This window comes from Roseospira visakhapatnamensis, from assembly GCF_014197915.1.
In the GTDB taxonomy this organism is placed as follows: domain Bacteria; phylum Pseudomonadota; class Alphaproteobacteria; order Rhodospirillales; family Rhodospirillaceae; genus Rhodospira; species Rhodospira visakhapatnamensis.
The window spans coordinates 24,570-48,200 of sequence record NZ_JACIGK010000021.1 but is presented as its reverse complement, the minus strand read 5'-3'; the positions used below and the strand labels follow the sequence as shown (position 1 = coordinate 48,200).

Annotated in this window: 16 protein-coding genes; 5 read left to right on the top strand and 11 right to left on the bottom strand. The window is 67.1% G+C overall.

Translation table 11 applies throughout. The annotated features are described in order from the left end of the window. Positions 1-278: 278 nt before the first annotated feature. The 6 genes from pta to GGD89_RS13475 form a co-directional block, all read right to left on the bottom strand. Entirely contained in the window at positions 279-2,084 is a 1,806-nt protein-coding gene (gene pta / locus GGD89_RS13500; RefSeq protein ID WP_184046128.1) for a phosphate acetyltransferase, read from the bottom strand. An 11-nt stretch (positions 2,085-2,095) separates the two neighbouring features. Next, complete coding sequence (locus GGD89_RS13495) at positions 2,096-3,343, bottom strand: acetate/propionate family kinase (RefSeq protein ID WP_184046126.1); 1,248 nt, start codon at positions 3,341-3,343, stop codon at positions 2,096-2,098. 92 nt (positions 3,344-3,435) lie between these two features. Beyond that, complete coding sequence (locus GGD89_RS13490) at positions 3,436-4,608, bottom strand: acetyl-CoA C-acetyltransferase (protein WP_184046124.1); 1,173 nt, start codon at positions 4,606-4,608, stop codon at positions 3,436-3,438. A 165-nt stretch (positions 4,609-4,773) separates the two neighbouring features. Then, entirely contained in the window at positions 4,774-6,228 is a 1,455-nt protein-coding gene (locus tag GGD89_RS13485; RefSeq protein ID WP_184046122.1) for a short-chain fatty acid transporter, read from the bottom strand. 41 nt (positions 6,229-6,269) lie between these two features. Then, positions 6,270-6,926, bottom strand: a complete 657-nt coding sequence (locus GGD89_RS13480; RefSeq protein ID WP_184046120.1) for a 3-oxoacid CoA-transferase subunit B — start codon at positions 6,924-6,926, stop codon at positions 6,270-6,272. A gap of 3 nt (positions 6,927-6,929) precedes the next feature. After that, positions 6,930-7,583: a CoA transferase subunit A gene (locus GGD89_RS13475; RefSeq protein ID WP_184046118.1), complete on the bottom strand. Its 654-nt coding sequence runs from the start codon at positions 7,581-7,583 to the stop codon at positions 6,930-6,932. Between the two features lie 636 nt (positions 7,584-8,219). On the opposite strand from GGD89_RS13475, the gene atoS reads away from it, so the two are divergent. Beyond that, complete coding sequence (atoS, locus tag GGD89_RS13470; RefSeq protein ID WP_184046116.1) at positions 8,220-10,100, top strand: two-component system sensor histidine kinase AtoS; 1,881 nt, start codon at positions 8,220-8,222, stop codon at positions 10,098-10,100. Next, positions 10,097-11,497 (top strand): acetoacetate metabolism transcriptional regulator AtoC, encoded by a 1,401-nt coding sequence (atoC, locus tag GGD89_RS13465; RefSeq protein ID WP_184046114.1) that lies wholly within the window; start codon positions 10,097-10,099, stop codon positions 11,495-11,497. The genes atoS and atoC overlap by 4 nt, the downstream gene beginning before the upstream one ends. 134 nt (positions 11,498-11,631) lie before the next feature. On the opposite strand, the gene GGD89_RS13460 is transcribed toward atoC, so the two are convergent. The 5 genes from GGD89_RS13460 to GGD89_RS13440 form a co-directional block, all read right to left on the bottom strand. Beyond that, a complete protein-coding gene (locus GGD89_RS13460) occupies positions 11,632-12,579 on the bottom strand; it encodes an NAD(P)-dependent oxidoreductase (RefSeq protein ID WP_184046112.1) in 948 nt (315 codons plus the stop codon). Between the two features lie 153 nt (positions 12,580-12,732). After that, on the bottom strand, positions 12,733-13,014 hold the full coding sequence (locus GGD89_RS13455) for a hypothetical protein (protein ID WP_184046110.1): 282 nt from the start codon (positions 13,012-13,014) through the stop codon (positions 12,733-12,735). Positions 13,015-13,075: 61 nt separating this feature from the next. Next, positions 13,076-14,476, bottom strand: coding sequence for a calcium-binding protein (locus tag GGD89_RS20400; protein WP_184046108.1), 1,401 nt, complete (start codon positions 14,474-14,476; stop codon positions 13,076-13,078). A 294-nt stretch (positions 14,477-14,770) separates the two neighbouring features. Continuing rightward, the gene (locus GGD89_RS13445) at positions 14,771-16,009 is read right to left on the bottom strand and encodes a class I SAM-dependent methyltransferase (protein WP_184046106.1); all 1,239 of its coding nucleotides are present in this window, start codon (positions 16,007-16,009) and stop codon (positions 14,771-14,773) included. Between the two features lie 326 nt (positions 16,010-16,335). Next, a complete protein-coding gene (locus GGD89_RS13440) occupies positions 16,336-19,350 on the bottom strand; it encodes a beta strand repeat-containing protein (RefSeq protein WP_184046104.1) in 3,015 nt (1,004 codons plus the stop codon). 561 nt (positions 19,351-19,911) lie between these two features. Here GGD89_RS13440 and GGD89_RS13435 point away from each other — a divergent pair. The 3 genes from GGD89_RS13435 to GGD89_RS13425 all read left to right on the top strand — a co-directional run bounded on the left by GGD89_RS13435 (position 19,912) and on the right by GGD89_RS13425 (position 23,619). Next, complete coding sequence (locus GGD89_RS13435; protein ID WP_343058605.1) at positions 19,912-21,684, top strand: type I secretion system permease/ATPase; 1,773 nt, start codon at positions 19,912-19,914, stop codon at positions 21,682-21,684. A gap of 106 nt (positions 21,685-21,790) precedes the next feature. After that, positions 21,791-23,173, top strand: a complete 1,383-nt coding sequence (locus GGD89_RS13430) for an HlyD family type I secretion periplasmic adaptor subunit (RefSeq protein ID WP_184046102.1) — start codon at positions 21,791-21,793, stop codon at positions 23,171-23,173. 56 nt (positions 23,174-23,229) lie between these two features. Further along, positions 23,230-23,619, top strand: coding sequence for a helix-turn-helix domain-containing protein (locus GGD89_RS13425; RefSeq protein WP_246423107.1), 390 nt, complete (start codon positions 23,230-23,232; stop codon positions 23,617-23,619). Positions 23,620-23,631: the final 12 nt, after the last annotated feature.

The following is a 23,631-nucleotide window of genomic DNA, read 5'->3' as shown; positions in this document are numbered from 1 at the left end:
ATCCAACACGTCAGACAGGATGCTCCCACCACCCTCCACAATCAAGAGCGTTGGATGCCGCACGGCGACAGGGATCACGCGTCTGATCTCGGCCGCGCGACGTCACACCACGGTGACGGCCGCCCTGACCAGGAGGGATCATCGGCCGAGGCCGGGTCCCCGACGGAGCACGTGTTCATCCCGCCCGCGATTGTCAAGGACCACCCGACGTCGGCCAGGGCGCCGGCCGTAAGACCCCGGGCCTACCGTCTTTCGGCCGCCGACCGCCGCAGGTGCCCCTATCCGGTGGCGGCCAGATCCAGGGGCTCGTCCCGGCCGCCCTGGTCGGCCTGGATGGCGGTCAGGGCGATCGTGTAGACGATGTCGTCCACCAGCGCCCCCCGGGACAGGTCGTTGACCGGCTTGCGCAAGCCCTGAAGCATCGGGCCGACGCTGACCACATTGGCCGACCGCTGCACCGCCTTGTAGGTACAGTTGCCGGTGTTCAGGTCGGGAAAGACGAAGACGGTCGCCCGCCCGGCCACCGGGCTGTCCGGCGCCTTGCTGCGCGCCACGCTGGCCACGGCGGCGGCATCGTATTGCAGGGGGCCGTCCACCAGCAGGTCGGGCCATTGCCGCCGCACCAGGGCCGTGGCCCGGCGCACCTTCTCCACGTCGTCGCCGCTGCCCGACGATCCGGTGGCATACGAGATCATCGCCACCCGGGGATCGATGCCGAAGGCCGCCGCGCTGCGGGCGGACTGGATGGCGATATCCGCCAACTGCTCGGCCGTGGGGTCGGGATTGATGGCGCAATCCCCGTAGACCAGCACCTGATCGGGCATCAGCATGAAAAAGACACTGGAGACCAGGCTTGCGCCGGGGGCCGTACGGATCACCTGCAAGGCCGGACGCACCGTGTCCGCCGTGGTGTGCACGGCGCCCGACACCAGCCCATGGACGTCGTCCATGGCCAGCATCATGGTGCCGAGCATCACCGGGTCCCGCAACGCCTCGTCGGCGGTCTCCGGCGTCATCCCCTTGCGCCCGCGCAGGGCGACCAGGGGCGCCACATAGGCCGCGCGGAGCGACTCGGGGTCCACGATGTCAAGCGTCCCGGGCACCGACAGGCCCTGGTCCCCGGCCACCGCCCGAACCCGGTCGGGCCGGCCCAGCAGCACGCAACGGGCGATCCCCTTTTCGGCGCAGATGACCGCCGCGCGCAAGGTCCGGGGATCGTCGCCCTCGGGCAACACGATCCGGCGGTTGGCGGCCCGCGCCGCCTCCACCATCCGGTACCGGAACATGGGCGGTGTCAGCCGTGGGGTCGCGCGCGGCGCGGGGGGCCGCAGCGCGTCATGGCTGATCACGTCGGCCAGATGCTCGACATGCCGGGTCGCCCGCTCCACGCCCCGAGGGAGCCGGCACAGGTCGGCGAGGTCGGGCACGATGTCGGCGGGGGACACGCCGTCCGGACCTGTCGACAGGGACGGCCCCGGAAGCGGCACCACAAGGCAGGGGCAGGACAGGGCTGCCTCCGTCAGCGCCCGGCGCAGGGCCGCCACCCGCGCCGCGCCAGGAACCGGCGACACGATCACCCGCGCCGGCGCCTGACCGGCGTCGCCGCCGAACCGGTAGATGGCGTCGGCGACGGACTCCACCACCGCGTCCACCGTGCCCCGGTCTCCGGGCACCACCGGCATGACCTCGGCGGCCAGGCAGCGCCCCATCGCCCGATCCAGGTCCGCCACCAGGGGATGACCGGACGCCGGCAACGGGCCCTCCACGACCATGACGTCCCGGGTGCCCCGAACCCGTTCGACCATATCCACGATGGCTTCCATCAGGGCCGCCATCTCGCCGGCCCGGATCATCCGCTCCGCCCGGGCGGCGGGAATGGGATCGGCCACCGGGGCGCCGCAGTGCCGCCGCGCCATGCGCAGCGACGGGTCCCGGGAGCCGGCGGGCACGTTCGGGCTTTCGACCGGCCGGACGTACCCGACCGCGAGCCCGGCGCGCTCGAACGCCCGCACCACGCCCAGGGCCACCGCCGTGACCGGATCGTCCGCCACCGTGGGCACCACGAACACCGTCCGCCGAGGCATCGCCGCGTCCATCATGCCGCCCCCCTTTTCGCGGATGCCGGGACGTCCCGGGCGGGGTCGTCGACACCGGTCAGGGCCGCCGTGTCGCGCGCGATCATCCATTCCTCGTTGGTGGGAATGACCATGGCGACCGGTCCCGCGCCCCGGCTGAGGATGCGCGCGCCGCTACCGTCGTTGGCGGCGCGAACCGCGTCCTCCGGGTCCGGGGACCGGACGCCCAGCAGGGCCAGGCGATCGAGAACCGCCGTCCGCAGGGTGTGCGCGTTCTCGCCGATGCCGCCGGTGAACACCAGCGCGTCCAGGCGGTCCAGCGAGGTGGCCAGGGCACCGATGTACCGGGCCAGGCGGTGCACGAACACCTCCAGCGCCTCAATCGCGCCCTGATGGCCCTCGGCGGCGGCCGCCTGCACATCGCGGCAGTCCCCCGACAGCCCGGACAGGCCCAACAGCCCGCTCTGTTCGTTCAGCAGGCGTTCCAGGTCATCGACCGTATAGCCGCGCCGCCGGGCCACATGCGCCAGGGCCCCGACATCCACGTCACCGGCGCGCGTGCCCATCACCAGTCCCTCCAGCGGGGTCATGCCCATGCTGGTGTCGACGCTGCGGCCATTGCGGATGGCGGCGGCCGAGGCGCCATTGCCCAGATGAGCGATGATCAGCCCGTGGTCGTCGGGATCCAGCCCCAGCACGCGGACCGCCTCGCCCGCCACATAGCGGTGCGAGGTGCCGTGGAAGCCGTAGCGGCGCACCCCAAGGGCGCGGTACAGCTCTCGCGGCAGGGCATACAGGTAGGCGGCGGGCGGCAGGGTTTGATGAAACGCGGTATCGAACACCGCGACCTGGGGCAACGCCGGCAACGCCGTCCTGGCGCAGCGGATGCCGGTCAGGTTGGCGGGATTGTGCAAGGGGGCCAGTGGCACGCAGGCCTCGATGTCGGCCAGCACCGCCGGGGTCAGCACGACGGATCCGGTGAACCGCTCGCCGCCATGCACCACGCGGTGACCGACCGCGCCGATCCGGTCCCGCAGACCCAGCCTGTCGAGATGGGTCAGCAGATGGTCCAGGGCGATCCCGTGGGTGGCATCGGGCATGGCCACCTCGTAACGGCCCTGGTCGGTGGTGAGGCGAAGCGTGGCCTCGGGCCGGCCCAGACACTCGGCCAGCCCGCGCAACAGCGGCTCCGGATTGTCCGCCGCGTACAGGGCGCATTTCAGGGATGACGATCCGCAGTTGATCACAAGGATCAGACGTGAACGCATGGCGCTGAGTCCTCGAAAGGCGGGAAACGGAAAAGCCGGCGCCACCCCCACGACCCCGACCGGGATGGCGGGGGCGGCGCCGGCCGTTCAGATCAGCGCTCGACGCACATCGCGATGCCCATGCCGCCGCCGATGCACAGCGTGGCCAGGCCCTTCCTGGCGTCCCGACGGATCATCTCGTGCAGCAGCGTGACCAGGATGCGGGCACCCGACGCGCCGACGGGGTGGCCGAGGGCGATGGCGCCGCCGTTGACGTTCACCGTGCCGGTATCCCAGCCAAGCTCCCTGTTCACCGACAGGGCCTGGGCGGCGAAGGCCTCGTTGGCCTCGATCAGGTCCAGGTCACCGACGCTCCAGCCGGCGGCCTCCAGGGCGGCCCGCGAGGCCGGGATGGGGCCGGTGCCCATGATCGCCGGATCGACGCCCCGGGTGGCCCAGGAGACGATGCGCGCCAGCGGCGCGACACCGCGCCTGGCGGCGTTCTCCTCGGTCATGAGCACCACGGCGGCGGCACCGTCGTTGATGCCGGAGGCATTGCCGGCGGTCACGGTGCCGTCCTTGGCGAAGGCCGGACGCAGCTTCGCCAGCCCCCCGGCGGTGACGCCCGCCTTCGGATGCTCGTCGGTGTCGAAGACGGTCTCGCCCTTGCGGGTCTTGAGGGTCACCGGCACGATCTCGTCCTTGAACCGGCCGGCGGCCATCGCCGCTTCCGCCTTCTGCTGGGAGCCGGCGGCGAAGGCGTCCTGGTCCTCGCGGCTGATCTCGAACCTGCGGGCGATGTTCTCGGCGGTGACGCCCATGTGGTAGCCGTGGAACGCGTCCGTCAGACCGTCCCGGATCATGGTATCGGCCAACTCCAGGCCGCCCATCTTGGTGCCGCCGCGCAGGTGCGCGCAGTGCGGCGCCATGCTCATGCTTTCCTGACCACCGGCGACCACCACGCCGGTCTCGCCCAGGGTGATGGACTGCATGCCCAGGGCCACGGCGCGCAGGCCCGACCCGCACAACTGGTTGATGCCGTAGGCGGTCTTTTCCTGGGGCACGCCGGCGTTCAGGGCGGCCTGGCGAGCCGGGTTCTGCCCCTGGCCGGCGCTCAGGATCTGGCCCAGCACCACCTCGTCGACCTCGGCCGCCTCGGTCTTGGCGCGCCGCAGAACCTCGCGGATCACGGTTTCGCCCAGGACGTGCGCGGGAACGGTGGCCAGCGCGCCGTTGAAGGCGCCGACGGGGGTGCGGGCGGCGCCGGCGATGACGATGGAAGTCATGACAAACCTCTTGTCTCGGTGGGGTCCGGGCACGCGCCAGGGCACGGCCGACACGGCGCGCGCGTCCGGACGAAGCGGGGAGAAAAGGGAGTGGAGTGACGGGAGGGGACGGAGCCCGGGTGGAGGGGCCGGCGGATGGGCCGCCCCTCCCCGGTTACGGTGTGCTCAGGGACTCAGCGTTTGCGCGAAGAACCACAACAGGAACATCACGACGGGCGCGCTGAAGAGAAGCTGGGTGAAGGTGAAGCCGACGATGTCGCGGGCCTGGAGCTTCACGATGCCCAGCAGGGGCAGCATCCAGAACGGGTTGATCAGGTTCGGCAGGGCCTCGGCCGCGTTGTAGACCTGAACCGCCCAGCCCATGTGGGCCTGCATGTCCTGGGCCGCCTGAAGCACATAGGGCGCCTCGATGATCCACTTGCCGCCCCCGGAGGGCACCAGGAAGCCGAGCACCGCCGAGTAGATGCCGATCACCACCGGGAAGGTGTCGCCATTGGCGATGCTGACGAACAGCGCCGACAGATGGTGTGAGATGGAGACTCCGTCGGAGCCGACGACATGCGTCAGCATCGCGGCGATGGCGCCATAGAAGGGGAACTGGATCAGCACACCGGTGGCGGTGGGCACGGCCTTGCTGACCGCGACCAGGAAGCTACGGATGTTGCGATGCAGCAGCAGGCCGAGCATCAGGAAGAAGAAGTTGTAGTTGTTGAGGCTGGAGACCGTGGCCAGCAGGCCCTTTTCGGCGAACTGGCTCCAGAAGTACCCCACCGCCAGCAGCACGATCAGGATCGGCAGCACGGGCGTGAACTCGAACCAGTCGCCCGGACGGGTCGGCTTCTGATCGGTCGTGAGTTCACTGGTGACGTCGACGCCCATGTCGGCGGCGGTCTTGACGTGCCGGCCCCTGGGGGCGGCGAAGTAGAAGACCAGGATCGACATGATCATCAGGGCGAAGTACAGGACCACGGACTGCCACAGGAAAATGGTGTCGCTGAGCGGAATCACCCCGCTGATGTCGGAAATGGACTTGGGCAGCGACAGCGGATTGGCCTGCAACATGGCGGCCGACGAACTGAGGCCGAGCGCCCAGGTGGAGCCAAGCCCCAGGTAGGCGGCGGCGCTGGCGGCCCGGTAGTCCATGTGCAGATCCACGCGCCGGGCCAGCGCCCGCACCAGCAGGCCACCGAGCACCAGGCTCAGCGCCCAGTTCAGGTACGACGCCCCCATGGAGACGAAGGCGACCCAGGCCACGGCCTGCGGACCACTGGCGGGAACGCTCGCCAGCTTGGCGATCAGGCGGGTGCAGGGCGGCGAGGAGGCCACCACGTAGCCGGTGATGGCCACCATGGCCATCTGCAGCGTGAAGGGAATCAGCGACCAGAACCCGGACCCGAAGCCGGAGGCGATCTCCAGGGGCGCGGCGCCAATGGCCAGGTCGGCGATGGTGACCACCAGGGTGGTCAGGATGACGAACACGAAGGCGTCCGGGAACCACTTCTCGGCCCACTGGGTGAAGCCGTAGGCCAGACGCGCGAGGCCGCCCTGGGACTCCCCGGTGTCCTGCTGATCGTTCAGGGACTTGCCGGTCACCGCGGCTGTTGAAACATCGGTTGGCATTATAACTGCTCCGTGGAGGAGAACCGCGTGCGCGGGACGCCTCAGGCGGCGAGGCTCATGACGGGAACGTCATCGGCGACGATCAGATGGGCTTCGGTGGCGGCGACGACGGCCTCGACCGAGACCCCGGGCGCGACCTCGCGCAAGACCAGACCGTCGTCGGTCGGCTCGATCACCGCCATTTCGGTGACGATCAGGTCGATGCGGCGGACCGAGGTCAGCGGCAGGGTGCAGGCCTTCAGGATCTTCGGCGCGCCCTTGGCCGTGTGGGTCATGGCGACGATCACGCGCCGCGCGCCGGAAACCAGGTCCATGGCGCCGCCCATGCCCGGCACCATCTTGCCCGGCACCATCCAGTTGGCGAGTTGGCCGGCCTCGTCGACCTGCAAGCCGCCCAGCACCGTGACGTCCAGGTGACCGCCACGAATGAACCCGAACGAGGCGACGCTGTCGAACGCGGCGGCGCCGGGGATGATGCTGGTCGGCATGCCGCCGGCGTCGGTCAGGGCGTCCGAGGCGGTGGTGGGATCGACCAGCGGCTGCATGCCGATGACGCCGTTCTCGGACTGGAAGAAGACCCGCGTGCCCTCGGGCAGGTAGGAGGCCACCAGGGTCGGCAGGCCGATGCCCAGGTTGACGAGGTCGCCGGCCTTCAGTTCCTGGGCGACGCGCTGGGCGATAAGCTGCTTGGTATCCATGACTTAGGACTCCCGGGACACGAGGATGTCGACCACGACGCTGACGGTTTCCACGTGATCCGGAGGAATCACGCCGACCGGCACGATCTCGCCGGCCTCGGCGATCACCAGGCCCCCGGCCATGGCCATCGCCGGGTTGAAGTTGCGGGCGGTCAGCTCGTATTGAAGATTGCCGAGGTGATCGGCGCGCCAGGCGTGGATGAGCGAGACATCCGCCACCAGCGGCCGTTCCAGCAGGAAGGTTTCGCCGTCCACGTCCACGGTCCGCTTGCCGTCCGCGACCACGGTGCCGACGCCGGTGCGGGTCAGCACGCCGCCCAGGCCGGTCCCGCCGGCGCGGATACGCTCGGCCAGGGTGCCCTGGGGCACCAGGTCCACCTCGATGTCCCCGGCGATCATCTGCTTCTGGGTTTCCGGGTTGAGGCCGATGTGGGAGGTGACCAGCCGACGAAGGGCCTTGGCGTCCACCAGCTTGCCGACGGCGCAGCCGGGGCGCGCGGTGTCGTTGGTGATGACCGTCAGGTCCCGCTTGCCCTGACGCACGAGTTCATCGATCAGACGGTGCGGAGAACCGATCCCCATGAACCCACCGACCATCAGGGACGCACCATCCGGGATCTGCTCCACGGCGGCGGACAGACAGCTAACCTTGAACATGGCGTTTCCTCGTTTGAGGGATACGTCCAGGGCGATCGGGTCAGCCGGCTCTGTCGGTGTGAACAAGGACGTGCGTGCCAGGCCCGTCACCCTGGGGTGAAGTGACGGCCATGCCTTGGCAAAGGCCATGCCAGACGTCCGGTTAATCTGAAGGTCCTTATATAACAACAGGATACAGAAAAAGTGGGGACCGCATGACCGCGACAGCGCCACCCCGGCAGAGCAAGAGACTTCGCACCTGCGCAAATATCTGCGCAGTAGAAATGGGAAGCACCACCAAAACAACTTGTGAGAGTGTGAATAAAATTGCGCATGTGCGCAAAGTTTTGTGCGATCGACGGCACCGCTAGAGTCTTGCCCAAGGACACCGTATAGTCCGCCGGGTCAAGAGGATCAGAAGCCCGTGCGGCCTGGACCTCGGGACGACGATCCACGGGGGCTCGGCGCTCCAAAGGCCGCCCATCGCGTCCCGCGGACGCTCGGGACAGGGCGCTTCCCTTTTGAAGATCCCGCCGGCGCGGTTGTCCCGTCTTTCCCGGGTTCCTGGACACGGCCGCTCTCCCGTCGTGACACCGCCGATCATTCTCCCGACGTCGAGCAGCCTCGCCCGAGGGAGCGGAACGCCAGAGGTCCACCGTGCGCTTCGCCAAGCTGTTTTCCAGGTTGCCCGTGCGCAGCCTGCGTCACCGCCTCATCCTCACGTCGCTGGTCGTGGTCGCGCTGCCCATCGCCATCGTCGGCATGGTGCTTGAGTACCAGGGGCGGCAGGCGCTGATCACGGAGAAGCAGAGCAAGCTGTTCGCGCTGGCCCGCATCCTCGACGGAGAACTGGGTCCCGGCTTCGATGCCCTGCTGGCGGATCTGCCCACCGGCTGGCGGGATCGCGAGGCCGCCATCGCCCACCTCAACGCCAAGCTGGCCCATCTGACCGACCGGGTCGCGCAGGCCGACAGCGGTGTGGGCGTCGGCTACTATGCCCGCCGTCTGGACGCCATCCTCACCTATGGCCCGAGCGACCTGTACGGTGGAACGGTCGGCCGGTCGATCGACGCCGACCATCCCGGCCGGCGCGTCATGGCCACCGGGGAACCGGACATCGAGTTCGGCAGCCTGGTGCGCGGGCCGGTGCTGAACGCCATGCTCCCCGTGAAGCGCGAGGGAGAGGTCATCGGCTACATCTGGGCCAACGAGTTCACCAAGGACGTCCAGCGCCAGCAGGGCGTGATCGATCAGGCCGTGATCTACAGCAGCATCGGCGGCATCGTGGTCGCCTTGATGCTCATCCAGTTCACGTCCCGCAGCCTGTCCAACGACGTCGGCGTGATCGTCAACGGCCTCAAGGCGATGAAACGGGACCTGCACACGCCCATCCCCGCCCTGCGCGACGAACTGGGGGCCATCGTCGACGCCATCAATGCCATGGCCAAGGAGTTGCTGGACGCCCGCTCGCTGACGGAAAACATCATGGCCAGCGTGGCGGACGGCATCATCGCCATCGACGTGGACGGCAACATCGCCGCCTTCAATCCCGCCGCCGAAGCCCTCTACGCCGTCCGCGCCGAGGCGGTCATCGGTCAGCCCTACCACGCCCTCTTCGTCGACGGCACCGACATGGTCAGCGTCTTGCTGGACACCCTGGAGACGGGACGGACCCACATCGGGGTGACCCTGACCATTCCCCGCACCGACCCGGCGCTGAAGATCACGGCCTCATCCAGCGTGTTGCGCGACGGCGACGGACAGCGGATCGGCGCCGTCGTGGTCCTCAAGGACGTCAGCGAACGCGACCGCCTGATGGAACAGGTGATGCAGGCCGACCGGCTGGCGGCGCTGGGCGAACTGACCGCCGGCATCGCCCACGAGATCCGCAATCCCCTGACCTCCATTCGCGGCTTCATGCAGTATCTGTCCGAGTGCCGGACCATCGACGACTGGAAAGAGTACGGACCGCTGATCATCCGCCAGGTCGACAGCCTGAACCACATCATCGGCGAGTTGCTGGCCTTCGGGCGGCCGCGCCCGCCGTGTATCGGCAAGGTGCTCGTCAACCGCATCGCCGAGGAGATGGCGTTCCTGGCGCGTGGCAAGTCCGACGCGCGGATCGACCTGGACCTGGACGCGGACGTGCCGGAGATCGACGCCGACGGCGAGGCGCTGAAACAGGCCCTGCTGAACCTGATCATCAACGCGCTCCAGGCGATCGAGGAGCGACCGAGCATGGACGCCGACGCAGACGCCGGACGCAGCGTGACCATCGCCACCCGCCGCCACGACGCCGACCGGGTCATGATCCGGGTCAGCGACACCGGCGTCGGCCTGGACCCGAAGCACCTGAAGAAGGTCTTCGATCCGTTCTTCTCCACCAAGGCGGCCGGAACCGGCCTGGGGCTGGCCATGGTTCACCGCATCGTCAACGTCCACAACGGCGAGATCACGCTGGACAGCCAGGAAGGGAAAGGGACCGTGGTCACTCTTCTGCTCCCGATCGAGCGCCCCCGGACGGAGGCCCCCGCATGACGGACACCGCGACCCTGCCCACCGCCCTGCCCACCGCCCTGGTGGTCGACGACGACGAGGCCATCCGGCACATGCTGAGCGCGGTGCTGTCCCAGGAGAGCCTCCAGGTGACCACCGCCACCAACGGCCTGGAGGCCCTGGAAAGCTTTCAGAAGCATCATGCCGACGTGGTGCTGATGGACATCCGCATGCCCCGCATGAACGGCCTGAAGGCCTTGAAGGCGATCCTGGAGATCGACCGCAGGGCGGCCGTCATCCTGGTCACCGCGTTCGCCGAGGTGGCCACCGCCGTGCAGGCTATCAAGGACGGCGCCTTCGACTATGTGATCAAGCCGTTCGACCTGGAGGAAATCCGGCTGCTGGTGCGGCGGGCCCTGGAAATCCGCGCCATGCGCGCCGACATCGTCTCGCTGCGCCGCGAACTGTCGGACCGCTACGGCGCCGAGGGGATCCTGACGGACAACCCGCGCATGCTGGAGCTGCGCCAGACCATCGCCAAGGTCGCGCGCAGTCAGGCCACCGTGCTGATCCAGGGCGAGAGCGGCACCGGCAAGGAACTGGTGGCGGCGGCCGTGCACTACGGCAGCCCGCGCGCCACCGGCCCCCTGGTGCGCGTGAACTGTGCCGCCATCCCCGAGGGCCTGCTGGAAAGCGAGTTCTTCGGTCATGAGAAGGGCGCCTTCACCGGGGCGACGGCCCGCCGGCGCGGCCGCTTCGAGCAGGCGGAGGGCGGCACCCTGTTCCTGGACGAGATCGGCGAGATGTCCCAGGGCCTGCAGGTCAAGCTGCTGCGGGTACTGCAGGAGCGGGAGTTCGAGCGGGTCGGCGGCACCGACCCGATCCGCGCCGACGTGCGCGTGGTCGTGGCTACCAACCGGGACCTGGAGGGCATGGTGCGCGCCGGCACCTTCCGCCAGGATCTCTATTTCCGCCTCAACGTGGTCTCGCTGAAGACCATTCCCCTGCGCGAGCGGCCGGAGGACATCCTCCTGCTCGCCAACCACTTCCTGGAGCGCTTCGCCGCCGACAACGACGTCACCATGCGCGGCTTCGACCCGGCGGCCATGGACTGCCTGCTGGCCTACGCCTGGCCCGGCAACGTCCGCGAACTGGCCAACGCCGTCGAGCGCGCCGTGGTCATGAGCACCACCAGCGTCATCCTGCCCGAGGACCTGCCGGAGACCATCGCCTGCGGGCAACAGCCGGTGTTCGAGCCGCGCCCGCTGGCCGAGAACGAGCCCATCCGCCCGCTTCGCGAGGCGGTCAGCGCGTTCGAATCCCAGGTCATTCGCCGCGCCCTGGCGCACAATGGCGGCAACCGGGCGCGCACGGCGGTGCAGCTGGGCATCAGCCGCCGGGCCCTGCTGTACAAGCTGCAGGACCACGGCATCACCTGAGCGGCGCACCACCCCCGCCTCCAACCAGATCCTAGAGCGTGTTGCGCCATTTTGGACTCACCCAAAGCGCTCTACGTTTTTGTTTTTTAAGCAAATCGTCGTCGCGATCCGGTTCGGATCGCTCGGGATTTGCTCTAGATCACCGGCGTCGGCAGGGGGCGACCCTCGAAATGGGCCACCAGGTTGTCGTGGACCAGCCGGCCCATGGCCTTGCGGGTCTCCTCGGTGCCGCTGGCCTGATGTGGTTGCAGCAACACGGTATCCAGGGCCAGGAAGCGGGGGTTCAGGGCCGGTTCACCCTCGAACACGTCCAGCGCGGCGCCTCCGAGAGCCCCGGATTCCAGCGCGTCCAGCAAGGCCGCCTCGTTCACCGTCGAGGCGCGGGCGATGTTGACGAGCAGGCCGCGCGGCCCCAGCGCCGCGATCACCCGACGGCCGACGATGCCGCGCGTCGCCGCGCCCCCGGTCAGGGTGACGAACAGAACATCCGAACGCGCGGCCAGCGCCACCGGATCCCGCACGAAGGTCCAGTCCGGGACATCGTCGCGCGGCGCCAGGTCGGTGTAGGCGATGTCCATGTCGAAGGCGGCGCAGCGGCGGGCGACCTCGGCGCCGATGCGGCCCAGGCCCAGGATGCCCACGGCCTTGCCGTGCACCCGGGTCTGAAGCGGAAACAGGCCCCGCGCCGCCCAGGCTCCGGAGCGCACCCAGGCGTCACCGCCGACCAGACCGCGCGCGGCGGCCAGCATCAGGGCCACGCCGAAGTCGGCCACGTCCTTGGTCAGCACGCCGGGTGTGTTGGTCACCCGAATGCCGCGCGCCCGGGCGGCGTCCAGGTCCACGGCGTCGGTGCCCACGCCGTAGACGGCGATGATCTCCAGGTTGGGCAGGGCGTCGATCAGGGCGCGCCCGGCGCCCACTTCGCCGCGCGTGGCGATGCCGCGCAGGCGGTCCGCGCGGGCACGGACGAAGGCGGCCGTATCGGCGGCCTCGAAGGCGCGATGCAGGCTGAAGCGCGCCTCCAGCGCCGGGAGGTCCCAGGCCGGATAGGGACCGAGTTGCAATATGTCGGGCTTCGGCACGCCGGGTCTCCGCAAGGGCGCCGGTGGGATCGCGGGCGGACCCCCTGTCGTCGCGACGCCCCATGGCCCCGACATGTTATCGATAACAGACGCAAATGCAAGAGCCGCGCGCGCGACCGGCGCGCGCGGGTCACGGCCGGCGGATGGGGCGCCTTACCAGCGGGTCCGGACCAGCGCGTCGCGCGGCCCCACCAGCCCGTAGGCGTCGCGGAGCAGCTTTTCCGCCGTCTCCCGGTCGGTGTCGCGGATGGCATGGGTGCCGCCCCCGGGGAAATGGAGGGTGTTGCCCTCCAGGCGATAGCCGGGTTCCTGGCGCGGCTGGGAGGCGACGGCGGCCGGCGACGATCCGTCGGCCGGGGGCGGCGCGGGCTCGGCGGCGGCGGCCGGCAGGGCGAGGGTGGCGGTCACGAGACCGGCGATGAGAAGACCACGCATCGGGAACCTCCTGGAGGGCTGGTCGCGGGGTGAACGCCGGAGATATGGGACGGCCGGGAGCTTATCCCAACACGAAATCCGCAAGGGCGGGGTCCACGGCGGCGCCGTTCAGGGTCAGCACGCCGATGAGCACCAGGCCGCCGGCGTCGGCGCCGTCCGGGTTGTGGTAGATGCGGCCGCTGTCGAGCAGGACGATGATCTCCTCGGCCTGGGTCGTCGCCTCCAGGGTCCCGAGGGCGGTCGCGTCCGTGGCCTCCGCATAATCGCCCGCGGCGAGCGCATCCCCGGCGGCGCCGGTCAGGGTGAACACCGCGTCGCTCAGCCGGACCTTATCGGTGCCGGTCGCGAAGTCGGTGATGGTGTCGGCGTCCTCGGCGGCGGCCGAGGCGAGCACGAACACGTCCGCGCCGTCACCGCCCGTCAGGGTGTCGGTGCCGGCGCCGCCCGCCAGGACGTCGTCGCCCCCGTTGCCGGACAGGGTATCGGCCTGGGCGGTGCCGGTGACGGTCTCGGCCGCGTCGCCGCCCACCACGGTCAGGGCGGCGGCCTCCATGGCCGACGCGTCCACGGTCCGGGGGGTGAAGCCACTCCGCAAGGGCAGCGCGTCGTCGCCGTCGACGATCCGGGGCACGGTCAGGTCCACGGTCACGCCGGCGCTGTCCCCGGTGCCGCCCAGGGTGAGGGTCCCGGTCGCGGGGTCCTGGCCGACGACCAGTTGGGAGAAGGTGTCGGGCACCGTCACCTCGCTCAACCCGGCGGGCCGGACCAGGGTCACGGCACTGGAGGTGAAGCCCTCGGGCGCCGTCAGGGTGGAGGGATAGACGTAGCCGGCCGGGGCCTCGAACGTGGACAGGAAGGGCGCCACGGCCGTCACCCGGGCGAAGGCGCCGGCGAAGTCCCCGGTGAACAGGGCGTCGGTGAAGGTGGAGTCCTGCGCGAACAGCCCCATGGTGATGCCGTTGCCCAGGTCGCGGGTCTCGGCGATGCCGAACTCGGCGAAGTGCTCCAGGGGCGGCCCGGTCACGTCCGGGTTGGCGGCCAGATAGGCGGTGGGGGAGAAGAACGGCGAGACCTCGCGCAGTTCCCCGGTGCCGTTGGCGTAGAAGTGGCCGTAGGCGGTCAGCTCCCCCCGGTAGACCTTGACCGCCACGTCGTTGTTGTTGGTCAGGTACCAGTCCACGTCGAAGAAGGCGGTGGGGCTGCGCAGCTCCATGTTGCCGTGATTCACGAAGTGCGCGTAGGCGGTGATGCTGCCGGCCTCGACCGCCGCCGCCACGTCCTCGTTCCGGGACAGGTAGTAGTCGGTGTCGAAGTAGCGGTTCGGGCTGCGGCCCTCCGCCATGCCATGAATCAGGAAGTGCTCGTAGGCCGAGGAGAACGTGCCGGTCGCGACCCCCGCGCGGACGTCCTCGTTGGTGCGAAGATAGAACCCTTCGTTGAAGAATGCGGCGAGATCGGCCATGGGGCGTTCCGTTTCCTGGAGCAAATCCCGAGCGATCCGAACCGGATCGCGACGATGATTTGCTTAAACATCAGAGTCTGAGAGCATGGTCCGTGAGCCCGGACTCACGCACCATGCTCGGGCGCGAGGTCCGACAGGGGGCGCCGGGCCGGCTTCCCCCCAGCGGACGGCCACGGACACCCCCGAAGGATACAGGCCCCGCCCGGCCTTGTCAGCCGGGCCGTGTGGGGTGGATGACGGGGGCAGCCAGCCTTTGACCGGCCTTTTCCACTTCACCCCAGAAAGCGGGTTAAATCAGCAACTTCCATAAGGAACTTCACTAAAAAGAAGGTGGTGCCACTCGTGCAACTGCCCGAAAAACAGCCGCGCCTGCTCATCAGAAAGATGTGGACTTTTAGACTGCGCCCTCTTAATCACCTCGTCACACGACCTCCGTCCACTTATACTTTCGATAATCGGCTCGTAATCTGGTTCAATTATGACCGTGTGACCTTCGCGCAAATACTTAGCCTTAGTACCTTTGGCTGAATTAGCTTTTTCAACAAGGTGGAACCCAGCCCGAACACTCGGATACCACTTGCGCCACTGATCTCCCTGTCTAAAGTCAACCCTAGGCATACTCCGAACATACTCTGGATGACCGAGCAAAAATGCGTGAGTTCCTCGATTTTGAAACAACAACTCCATGACAGTCCACTTCTCAGCAATACTTAAGTTTTTTAATCTACGCGCCAGAGGGTGTTGTGGTGGGATAGCCGCGCTAAACGTATAGGGCAAGCGGTCAGTCCAATCAATGAACCCCAGAGCATTGTTTTCAGAAAACGCAAGAACCTCGGGCACATCATATGCTCGATCCTGAGGATGAAGGAAAGTATCAATCAAGCCGGCGTCATAGTTAACATCCGAAGCAACTTTTAGGTATCTCTTCACAGCATGATCAGGGTCAACAAAATCAAGCGTCGACTTCACGAGCATCAAATCTTCCGAAGATTGACTCTCGCATCTCAGCAGCCGAAAAGCACGTTGAAGCATATACACTCCAATCCGATTGTACCGACCATACACCATGATATACATCACGCCATCACTAGCTAACACGCCCTTTAAAGCACGCAAACCAGCATCTGGATTTGATAAATGGTGAAGAACGCCAGTACAAACAATGTAGTCATACTTATCTTCCAAACAACAAAGGTTCAATAAATTCATTTGTCGTAGACTTAAATTATCAAGCCCATGTTTTTCTTTTAGAAACTGACTATGCTGCAGGCTGGTGATTGAGAGATCAATACCAAGAACGTGGGCATCCGGCATTATGGCGGCGGTGTAAGCGGCCTGATTCGTGCCACAACCTGCGACCAAAATCTTAAGCTGCTTAAAACTCTTCCCCGACGGCCACATCATAGGCCAAAGCAAATTGGGTGAGAATCTTTCATGAAAGCCCTCCCTTATAGCCCGCTTCATGTCAGCAATTGGTTCCGGATAAGAATACTGCGTATATTGCTTAGCAACAATCGGAGTAACGTCTTGCATTTTAGTCCACCGACTAATGAAACATTTTCTTTGCGTGGCTAGGCTGACGAACTGGCCCCGAAGGGATCGGGACGCTCTGTGGTCACCATCCTCGCCATTAAACCAAGAGTAACTGATTCCACCAGAACCGCACAGGGGGAAGGTTTAACAAATCCCCGTCAAAAATCGCCCCGACTGGGGTCGGATGCGAAAGCCTGTGTGCGGTACCTTGGGGTTACTGTCAACCCGGACAGATCGAAGTCCAGAGTGTGGCTAACCTTTGAGCATAAAATAAAAGGGGTGATCCCGAAGGATCACCCCAGTTGCTTCCACTCCGAAGGAGAGGATTAGGTGAAGTCTGCGAAATTAGCCGCGACGAACGTTCCGGCATCAGCGATACCGGTAAACGTGACAAGCTTGGTCAGATCGGCGGCGTCGATCACAGTGTCGCCATTGGTGTCATCCGCCTTGAACAGCGCGGAGTCCGTGCCATCGGAGACGATAATGTAAGCGACGTTATCAGCATTGGCGAAGACGATTGCGTCGGTATTGGCGCCAGCACCATCCGTATCCGCCAGGTACGTAGCAACATCAGCAGCACTCAACGAGGTGGCGTTGACGTTCGTTCCGTCGTTGTTGTCGATCACTGTAAGTCCGCCCGACAGCGCCGTGTTTGCATTGTCGGCGTTAGCCTGGAGCACGAAGTTACCGGCCGTGATGCCAGTTCCCGTCACATCCGTCGTCCCAGTGAAGTCGAACGAGTCTGCAGCGGCCCCACTTGTGAACGAGGTGATGGTGTCCTCTCCTTCACCGCCAAAAGCCACCGCAACCGTATCGTTTCCGCCATTACCAAGGCTGATGGTGTCGTCGCCAGCTCCACCCGTGATGGTGTCGGCGCCGGTCCCGTCCGTGATCGTGTCAGCGCCAGATGTACCAGCCACAGTCTCGGTGCCGTTTGCTGTGGTGGTCAGCGTAGCACCGGTGGTAACGAAGTCGCCGGTCCCCAGCGTGCCGGTGTAGCCGGTGATCTTCACGACGGTATCGGTGGCCGCAATGGTGCCAGCGGTCCCGTCATTGATCAGCAGGTAACTATCCGAATTGTACGTGAAGATACCAGCGGTGTTCGCGCCGATGGCGGCCCCGGCATTGGCGGTCGCCGCCGCGAGGTCGGCACCATTGGCCGTCACGACATTACCCGACACAGTCGCCGGAGCGGCCGTCACGATGATGTTGTCCGTGCCCAGAACCAGATCGGTAATGACGTCAATGGTGGTTGTTCCATTGGTTGTCACGCCAAAGTTGTCGGCGCCGTCGCCACCGGTCATGGTGTCCGCGCCAGCACCACCGTCAATGACGTCATCGCCAGCGCCGCCGCTAAGCACGTCGTCGCCGCCGTTGCCAAGCAGAACATCGTTGCCGGCGTTGCCGGTCAGGTTGTCCACCTGGGCCGAGCCGATAATCTGGTCAGCCTCGGAGCCACCGGTCAGAGCCATGCCGTTCGTAGTCGCTTGCGCGGCGGACAGCTTCACGGTGCCGGTCGAGCCTGCGGCGTTGAACGAGGAGTTCAGAGCGACGGCGGTGTTGCCGGTGTAGATGCCCACATCGCCGGCACCGGTGATCGTGCTGGAGGTGAACTCATTCATATTGCCGATGGTCACCAGCGCGAGATCATCGACGACGTTGAAGTTGATCGTCTCTACATCCGTGATGGTCAGGTCACCGGCCGTCGTGTTCGCCTCGCTGGTGGTCGTGTTACCATCGCTCACGGTGATGGACACGGTATCCTGCTGACCAACGGCACTAGCACCCTTCACACCGATCGTCGCGGCACCATTGAGGCCAAGCAGCGTAACGGCACCCGCCTGGGTCGCAGACAGATTGGTCGCAGCCGTCGTCCCCGCCCCGTCATTCAACTCGACAGCCGTGATACCGGAAATGTTGTCGAGGTCAACGGCGACACCATTGGCCAGACCAAGGGTCTCGAAGTTGGTGTACTTCCCACCAAGCGTCGACGTCGCCAGATCAGCGGAAGCCGTGACGGTCAGGGTGTCAGTACCATCACCGGCATTGACGGACCCAGTGGTGAGCACCTGACCCCCAGTGGAAATAAGGTCGCTGCCAGTGCCGCCGGTCACGGTTTGCGTGGCGGAACCGAGGGTCGCGGAGATACCGCCCTTCGTCAGCCCGGAGGCATCAACCGTCGCAAAATCGGTATCGAGAGTACCGAGAACAACCGCACCCGTAGCAGCGGTCGTTGCGGCGGCAGCGATGTTCGACGCCGAGCCGGAAACGGTCAGGGTCTGGGACGACGCATTGGTGCCGACCGTAACGCCGCCCGTGTTCAGAGCCGTGGTCGCGTTGATCGTCACCGCGGTCGGCGTAGCGGTCGTAGAAATACCGCCCAAAACGTTGGTCGCGCCGGTGGACGTGATGGCGAGAGAGGTCAGCCCCGTGCCGTTCACAGCCACGGCGCCTGCGGTCGTTCCGCTATCGACGGCCAGAACACCTTCAGTGGCACCCGCGACGTAGTTCGCCGTGACAGCGCCGTTGGTCGTGCTGCCATCGCCCTTCACGCCAACCGTCGTGCCGGCCGCCAGATTGTTGAAGGTAACGCCCTGGGTGGACCGATCGCTCCAAACCTGACTCTCACCCGTGACGGGGTTAAAGTCGTAGGTCGAGGCACCGTTTGTATTCAGGTCGCGAATAAAGAAGTTCTCGATGCTGGTATACGTCGCGCCGGGCAGCGAGCCCGTGCCATTGGCCCCCTCAACCGTAAGATTAAGCGCGTCCGTACCGGCGCCACCGTCGATCACATCCACACCCGTCAGCGTCGTCTGACCCACAGTGGCGGTTGTCGTGTTGATGTACCCGATGAAAGTGTCGTTGCCCGCTGTATTATCCGTGACATCCACGCCAGTGGTGAGCGTGAAGGTCTGACCGTCGGTGATCGTCACACCCGACCCCGGCCGAGACTCGTCGATGCCATGCGCCAGGAAGTGGAAGAGGGCGGACGGCATGGTGCCGGCGTCCACGGCGGCCTGCACATCCGGGTTGGCGGCCAGATAGCCGGCGGCATCGAACGTCGCGAACGCCGTCGACGGGGCGCGACCCTCGCCGGCGCCGTGCGTCACGAAGTGGAACCAAACGCTGGGCATGGTGCCGGCCGACACGGCGTTCACCACGTCGGGGTTCTGGGCCGCGTACTCCAGCGCATTGAAGATGCTGTTGGGGTTGCGCAGCTCGGTGGCGCCGTGGAGCTCGTAGTGCTGCTCGGCACTGGCGAACACCCCCTGCGACACCGCCGTCGCGACATCGGGGTAAGTGGCCAGATAGTAGCTGGCGTCAAACGTGAGACCGGCCATGTGGTAACCTCCAAAGGCAGCAAGGATGAGACGTCTCAACGAGACGAAGGCCCGATCAAGACCCCCGCCGTGGCTTTTCTCGCTTCTCTTGACCGTTTCGCGCGGCGGGGGCGAGGCCCCCGGGCCGCGAGACGGCCAGCGTCCGGCGCGGACGACACTGTCGATCACCAGACCGGGACGCTCGGGATGTACAGTGACTAACACACACCGGCCGGGTACTCAAAGGCTTTTTCGGGGGTCGCCGCGACCTTTTGATGACACACCGGGAGCGGCCGCCCCCGACCTGCGCCCTGGAACCGGGCGCGGAAGTGCCGTATCGTGTGCGGGTGTACGGTGCCCGATGCGCCGGGCCATGGCAAGGGCCTTTCTTCCGGCATGGTCTGGCGGTTGGGGAAGGGGTTACGGCCGGATCTTGACCCGGCGCGTGAGGACCGCGCGCCGCCGGAGCGCTCCGGCTCTTGCCGGCCCGTTTCGGGCGGGGGTAGTGTCGGCCCGGCGCGCGCCCCCGGCGCGCACCTGACCACGACACCCCCCTTTTCAGGACGGCGGAGACCAACGCAGGTGGCACGGATTCCCCACACCGGACGACCCGGGCAGACGCCCGCCCAGAAGAAGGTCGTCACCGAACTGCAGGAGGCCCTGAAGAAGGCCCGGGGCGGGTTCCTCGCCACGGTGGCCTTCAGCTTCTTCATCAACCTGCTGCTGTTCGTCGGGCCGCTGTACATGCTCCAGGTCTACGACCGGGTGCTGACCAGCCGCTCCACGGCCACCCTGGTCATACTGACCATCGCCGCCCTCGGCGCCCTGGTGGTGCTGGCGCTGATCGAGATGGTGCGCTCGCGCATCCTGGTGCGCACCGGCGTGCTGATCGACCAGGAGTTGAACGGACGGGTCTTCAAGTCGGTGTTCCAGCAGACGGTGCGGCGCCCCTCCAGCGGCTACGCGCAGGCGCTGCGCGACCTGGACACGCTGCGCGAGTTCCTCACCGGCTCCGGCCTGATCGCCTTCTGCGACGCGCCCTGGGCGCCGCTGTTCATCGCCGTCTGCTTCATCATGCACCCCATGCTGGGGCTGGTGGCGCTGGGGGGGGCGCTGGCCATCTTCGCGCTGGCCATCATCAACAACATCGGCACGCGCGCCCTGCTGAAGGACGCGGGCGCGGTCTCGGTCCATGCCGGCAACTACGTGAGCTCCAGCCTGCGCAACGCCGAGGTGCTGGAGGCCATGGGGATGATGGAGAACGTGCAGCGGCGCTGGGCCGAGCGGCACGCCGCCGTGCTCGGCCTGCAGGCCAAGGCCTCCGACCGGGCGGCGACCATCCTGGCCATCTCCAAGGCGTTCCGCATGGCGCTGCAGGTGGCCATCCTGGGGGTCGGCGCCTATCTGGCCATCCACGGCGAGATCTCGCCCGGCATGATGATCGCCGCCTCGATCGTCATGGGCCGCGCGCTGTCGCCGGTGGAGATGGCCGTGGGCCAGTGGAAGGGGTTCGTGGCCGCGCGCACCGCCCACGAGCGCCTCACCGACCTGCTGGCCAACGGCGAGCTGGACAAGGACACCATGGCCCTGCCGCGCCCCGAGGGGCGGGTGTCGCTGCAGCAGGTGGTCGTGGTGCCGCCGGGCAGCACCCAGCCGGCGCTGCGCGGCATCAGCCTGGATTTGGTCCCCGGCGAGGTGCTGGGGGTCATCGGCCCCAGCGCCGCCGGCAAGTCCACCCTGGCCCGGACCCTGATGGGCGTGTGGTGGCCGCACCAGGGCATCGTGCGCCTGGACGGCAACGACCTGCGCCAGTGGCGGGCGGAGGACATCGGCCCGCACCTGGGCTACCTGCCCCAGGACGTGGAGCTGTTCGACGGCACCGTGGCCGAGAACATCGCCCGCTTCGGCGACGTCGAGTCCGACAAGGTGATCACCGCCGCCCGCAAGGCCGGCGTGCACGAGATGATCCAGAAGCTGGTGGAGGGCTACGACACCCGCATCGGCGTCGGCGGCCAGGCGCTGTCCGGCGGCCAGCGCCAGCGCATCGCCCTGGCCCGGGCGCTGTACGACGACCCGGTGCTGGTGGTCATGGACGAGCCCAACGCCAGCCTGGACAACGACGGCGAGGCGGCCCTGATGACCGCCATCAAGGACATGAAGGCGGCCGGCCAGACGGTGGTGGTGATCACCCACAAGCCGAGCCTGCTGACCGTGGTGGACACGGTGCTGGTGCTGAAGGGCGGCCTGATCGAGATGAAGGGCCCGCGCGCCGAGGTGCTGTCCAAGTTCGCCCGGCCGCAGGCGGTGGCGGGGGGGGCGGGACCGGTCGGCCAGATCGCCGCCACGCCTCCCTGACGCCGCGCCCCTGGCGCCGCCCGCCGACACGGCCCCGCCGTCGTTCCGATCCGCTTTGTCTCGTCTTTGAGTCCTACCCCAGTCCGCTTGCGAGGGAAGTCCACCGATGACCGCCGAGTCCACCACCCTGCCGGCCAAGACACGCCCGGGCACCGTCCCGGTCCGCTGGACCGAGGGCATGCGGGCCGTGCCCGTGGCGTCCGGCGATTCCCGCAAGACCATCCTCGCCGGCTGGCTGGTGGTGCTGGCCGCCTTCGGGGGCCTGGGGGGCTGGGCGGCCACCGCGCCCCTGGCCGCCGCCGTGGTGGCGCCCGGGACCATCGTGGTGGAAAGCAACCGCAAGTCCGTGCAGCACCTGGAGGGCGGCATCGTCGAGGAGATCCTGGTGCGCGAGGGCGACACGGTGCGGCGGGGCGACGTCCTGGTCCGCCTGGAGCCCACCCAGGCCATGGCCAGCGCCGCCGTGGTGACCAACCAGTTCGAGACCCACCAGGCGCTGGAGGCGCGGCTGATCGCCGAGCGCGACGGCCGCGACACCATCGTCTTTCCCGAGGATCTGCGGGTCACCGCCTCCGTCAACGCCGAGGTCCGGGCGATCCTGGACGCCCAGCGCCAGCAGTTCGAGGAGCGCCGCAAGTCCGTCGAGGGGCAGATCTCCATCCTCGAAAAGCGCGTGGACCAGAACCGCGAGGAAATCGAGGGCCTGGAGGTGCAGCGGACCTCCAAGCGACGCCAGCTGGAGATTTTCAAGGACGAGCTGGTCGGCCTGCGGGAGCTGTTCGAGCAGGGGCACGCGCCCCGCACCCGCATCCTCGCCATGCAGCGGGAAATGGCCCGCCTGGAAGGCGAGATCGGCGCCGACACCGCCTCCATCGCCCGCGCCCAGCAGGCCATCGGCGAGGCCGAGTTGCAGATGATCCAGACCCACCAGCAGTTCCGCGAAGACGTGGTCGGCCAGTTGCGCGAGGTTCAGACCCAGCTCTCCGAACTGCGCGAGCGCAGCACCGTGGCCACCGACATCCTGTCGCGCACCGACATCCGCGCGCCGCGCGAGGGCATCGTCCAGAACCTGATGGTCCATACCATCGGCGGCGTGGTCCGGCCCGGAGAAACCCTGATGGAGATCGTGCCCGAGGAGGACCGGCTGATCATCGAGGCCCAGGTCTCCCCCCGGGACGTGGACAACGTCTCTCCGGGCATGGAGACGGAGGTGCGGTTCTCCGCCTTCACGTCGCGCAACCTGCCGATCATCGACGGCAGCCTGGTGCAGGTCTCCCCGGACCGAATCGTCGACGAACACAACCCCAACAACGTCTACTACGAGGCCCGGGTGGAGGTGTCCGACGAGGAACTGGCCAAGCTGGGAACGCTGAAGCTGCGCGCGGGCATGCCCGCCGAGGTGATGATCAAGACCGGGGAGCGCACCGTTCTCAACTACTTCCTCAAACCCCTGGAAGACGCCATGTTCCGCGGCATGACGGAGGAGTAGGCGGCCGCCCGCCGGCCCCGGGTTGGGACTCGACATCCCGCCATACAGAAACTATCATGCTCGATCTGGGAAGGGCCGGACATAGAGGTGCCGGAAGGGCGGTCGACGACCGTGGTCAGGTGGAGCAACGCGTGATGTATTCCCACCCGCAACAGGGTGCCGGCGCCGAAGCGCTGAAACTGCGCCAGGAAGCCGGACATTGGCTGAAAGCCGCACGGGAGGCTCAGGGCCTTTCCCAGCGTGAGCTCGCGCGGCGCATTCATCTGGACTATTACACGTTCATCTCCCAGGTTGAATCGGGACGCGGCCGCGTGCCGCCTGATCGCTATGCGGCGTGGGCCGAAGCCCTGAATATGGACGTTGTCGACTTCGTCAAGACGATGATGAGCTTTTACGACCCGGTGACCTACGGTCTGCTGTTCGAATCGAAGTCCGCCAAGGGTTGACCGGTTCGCGTC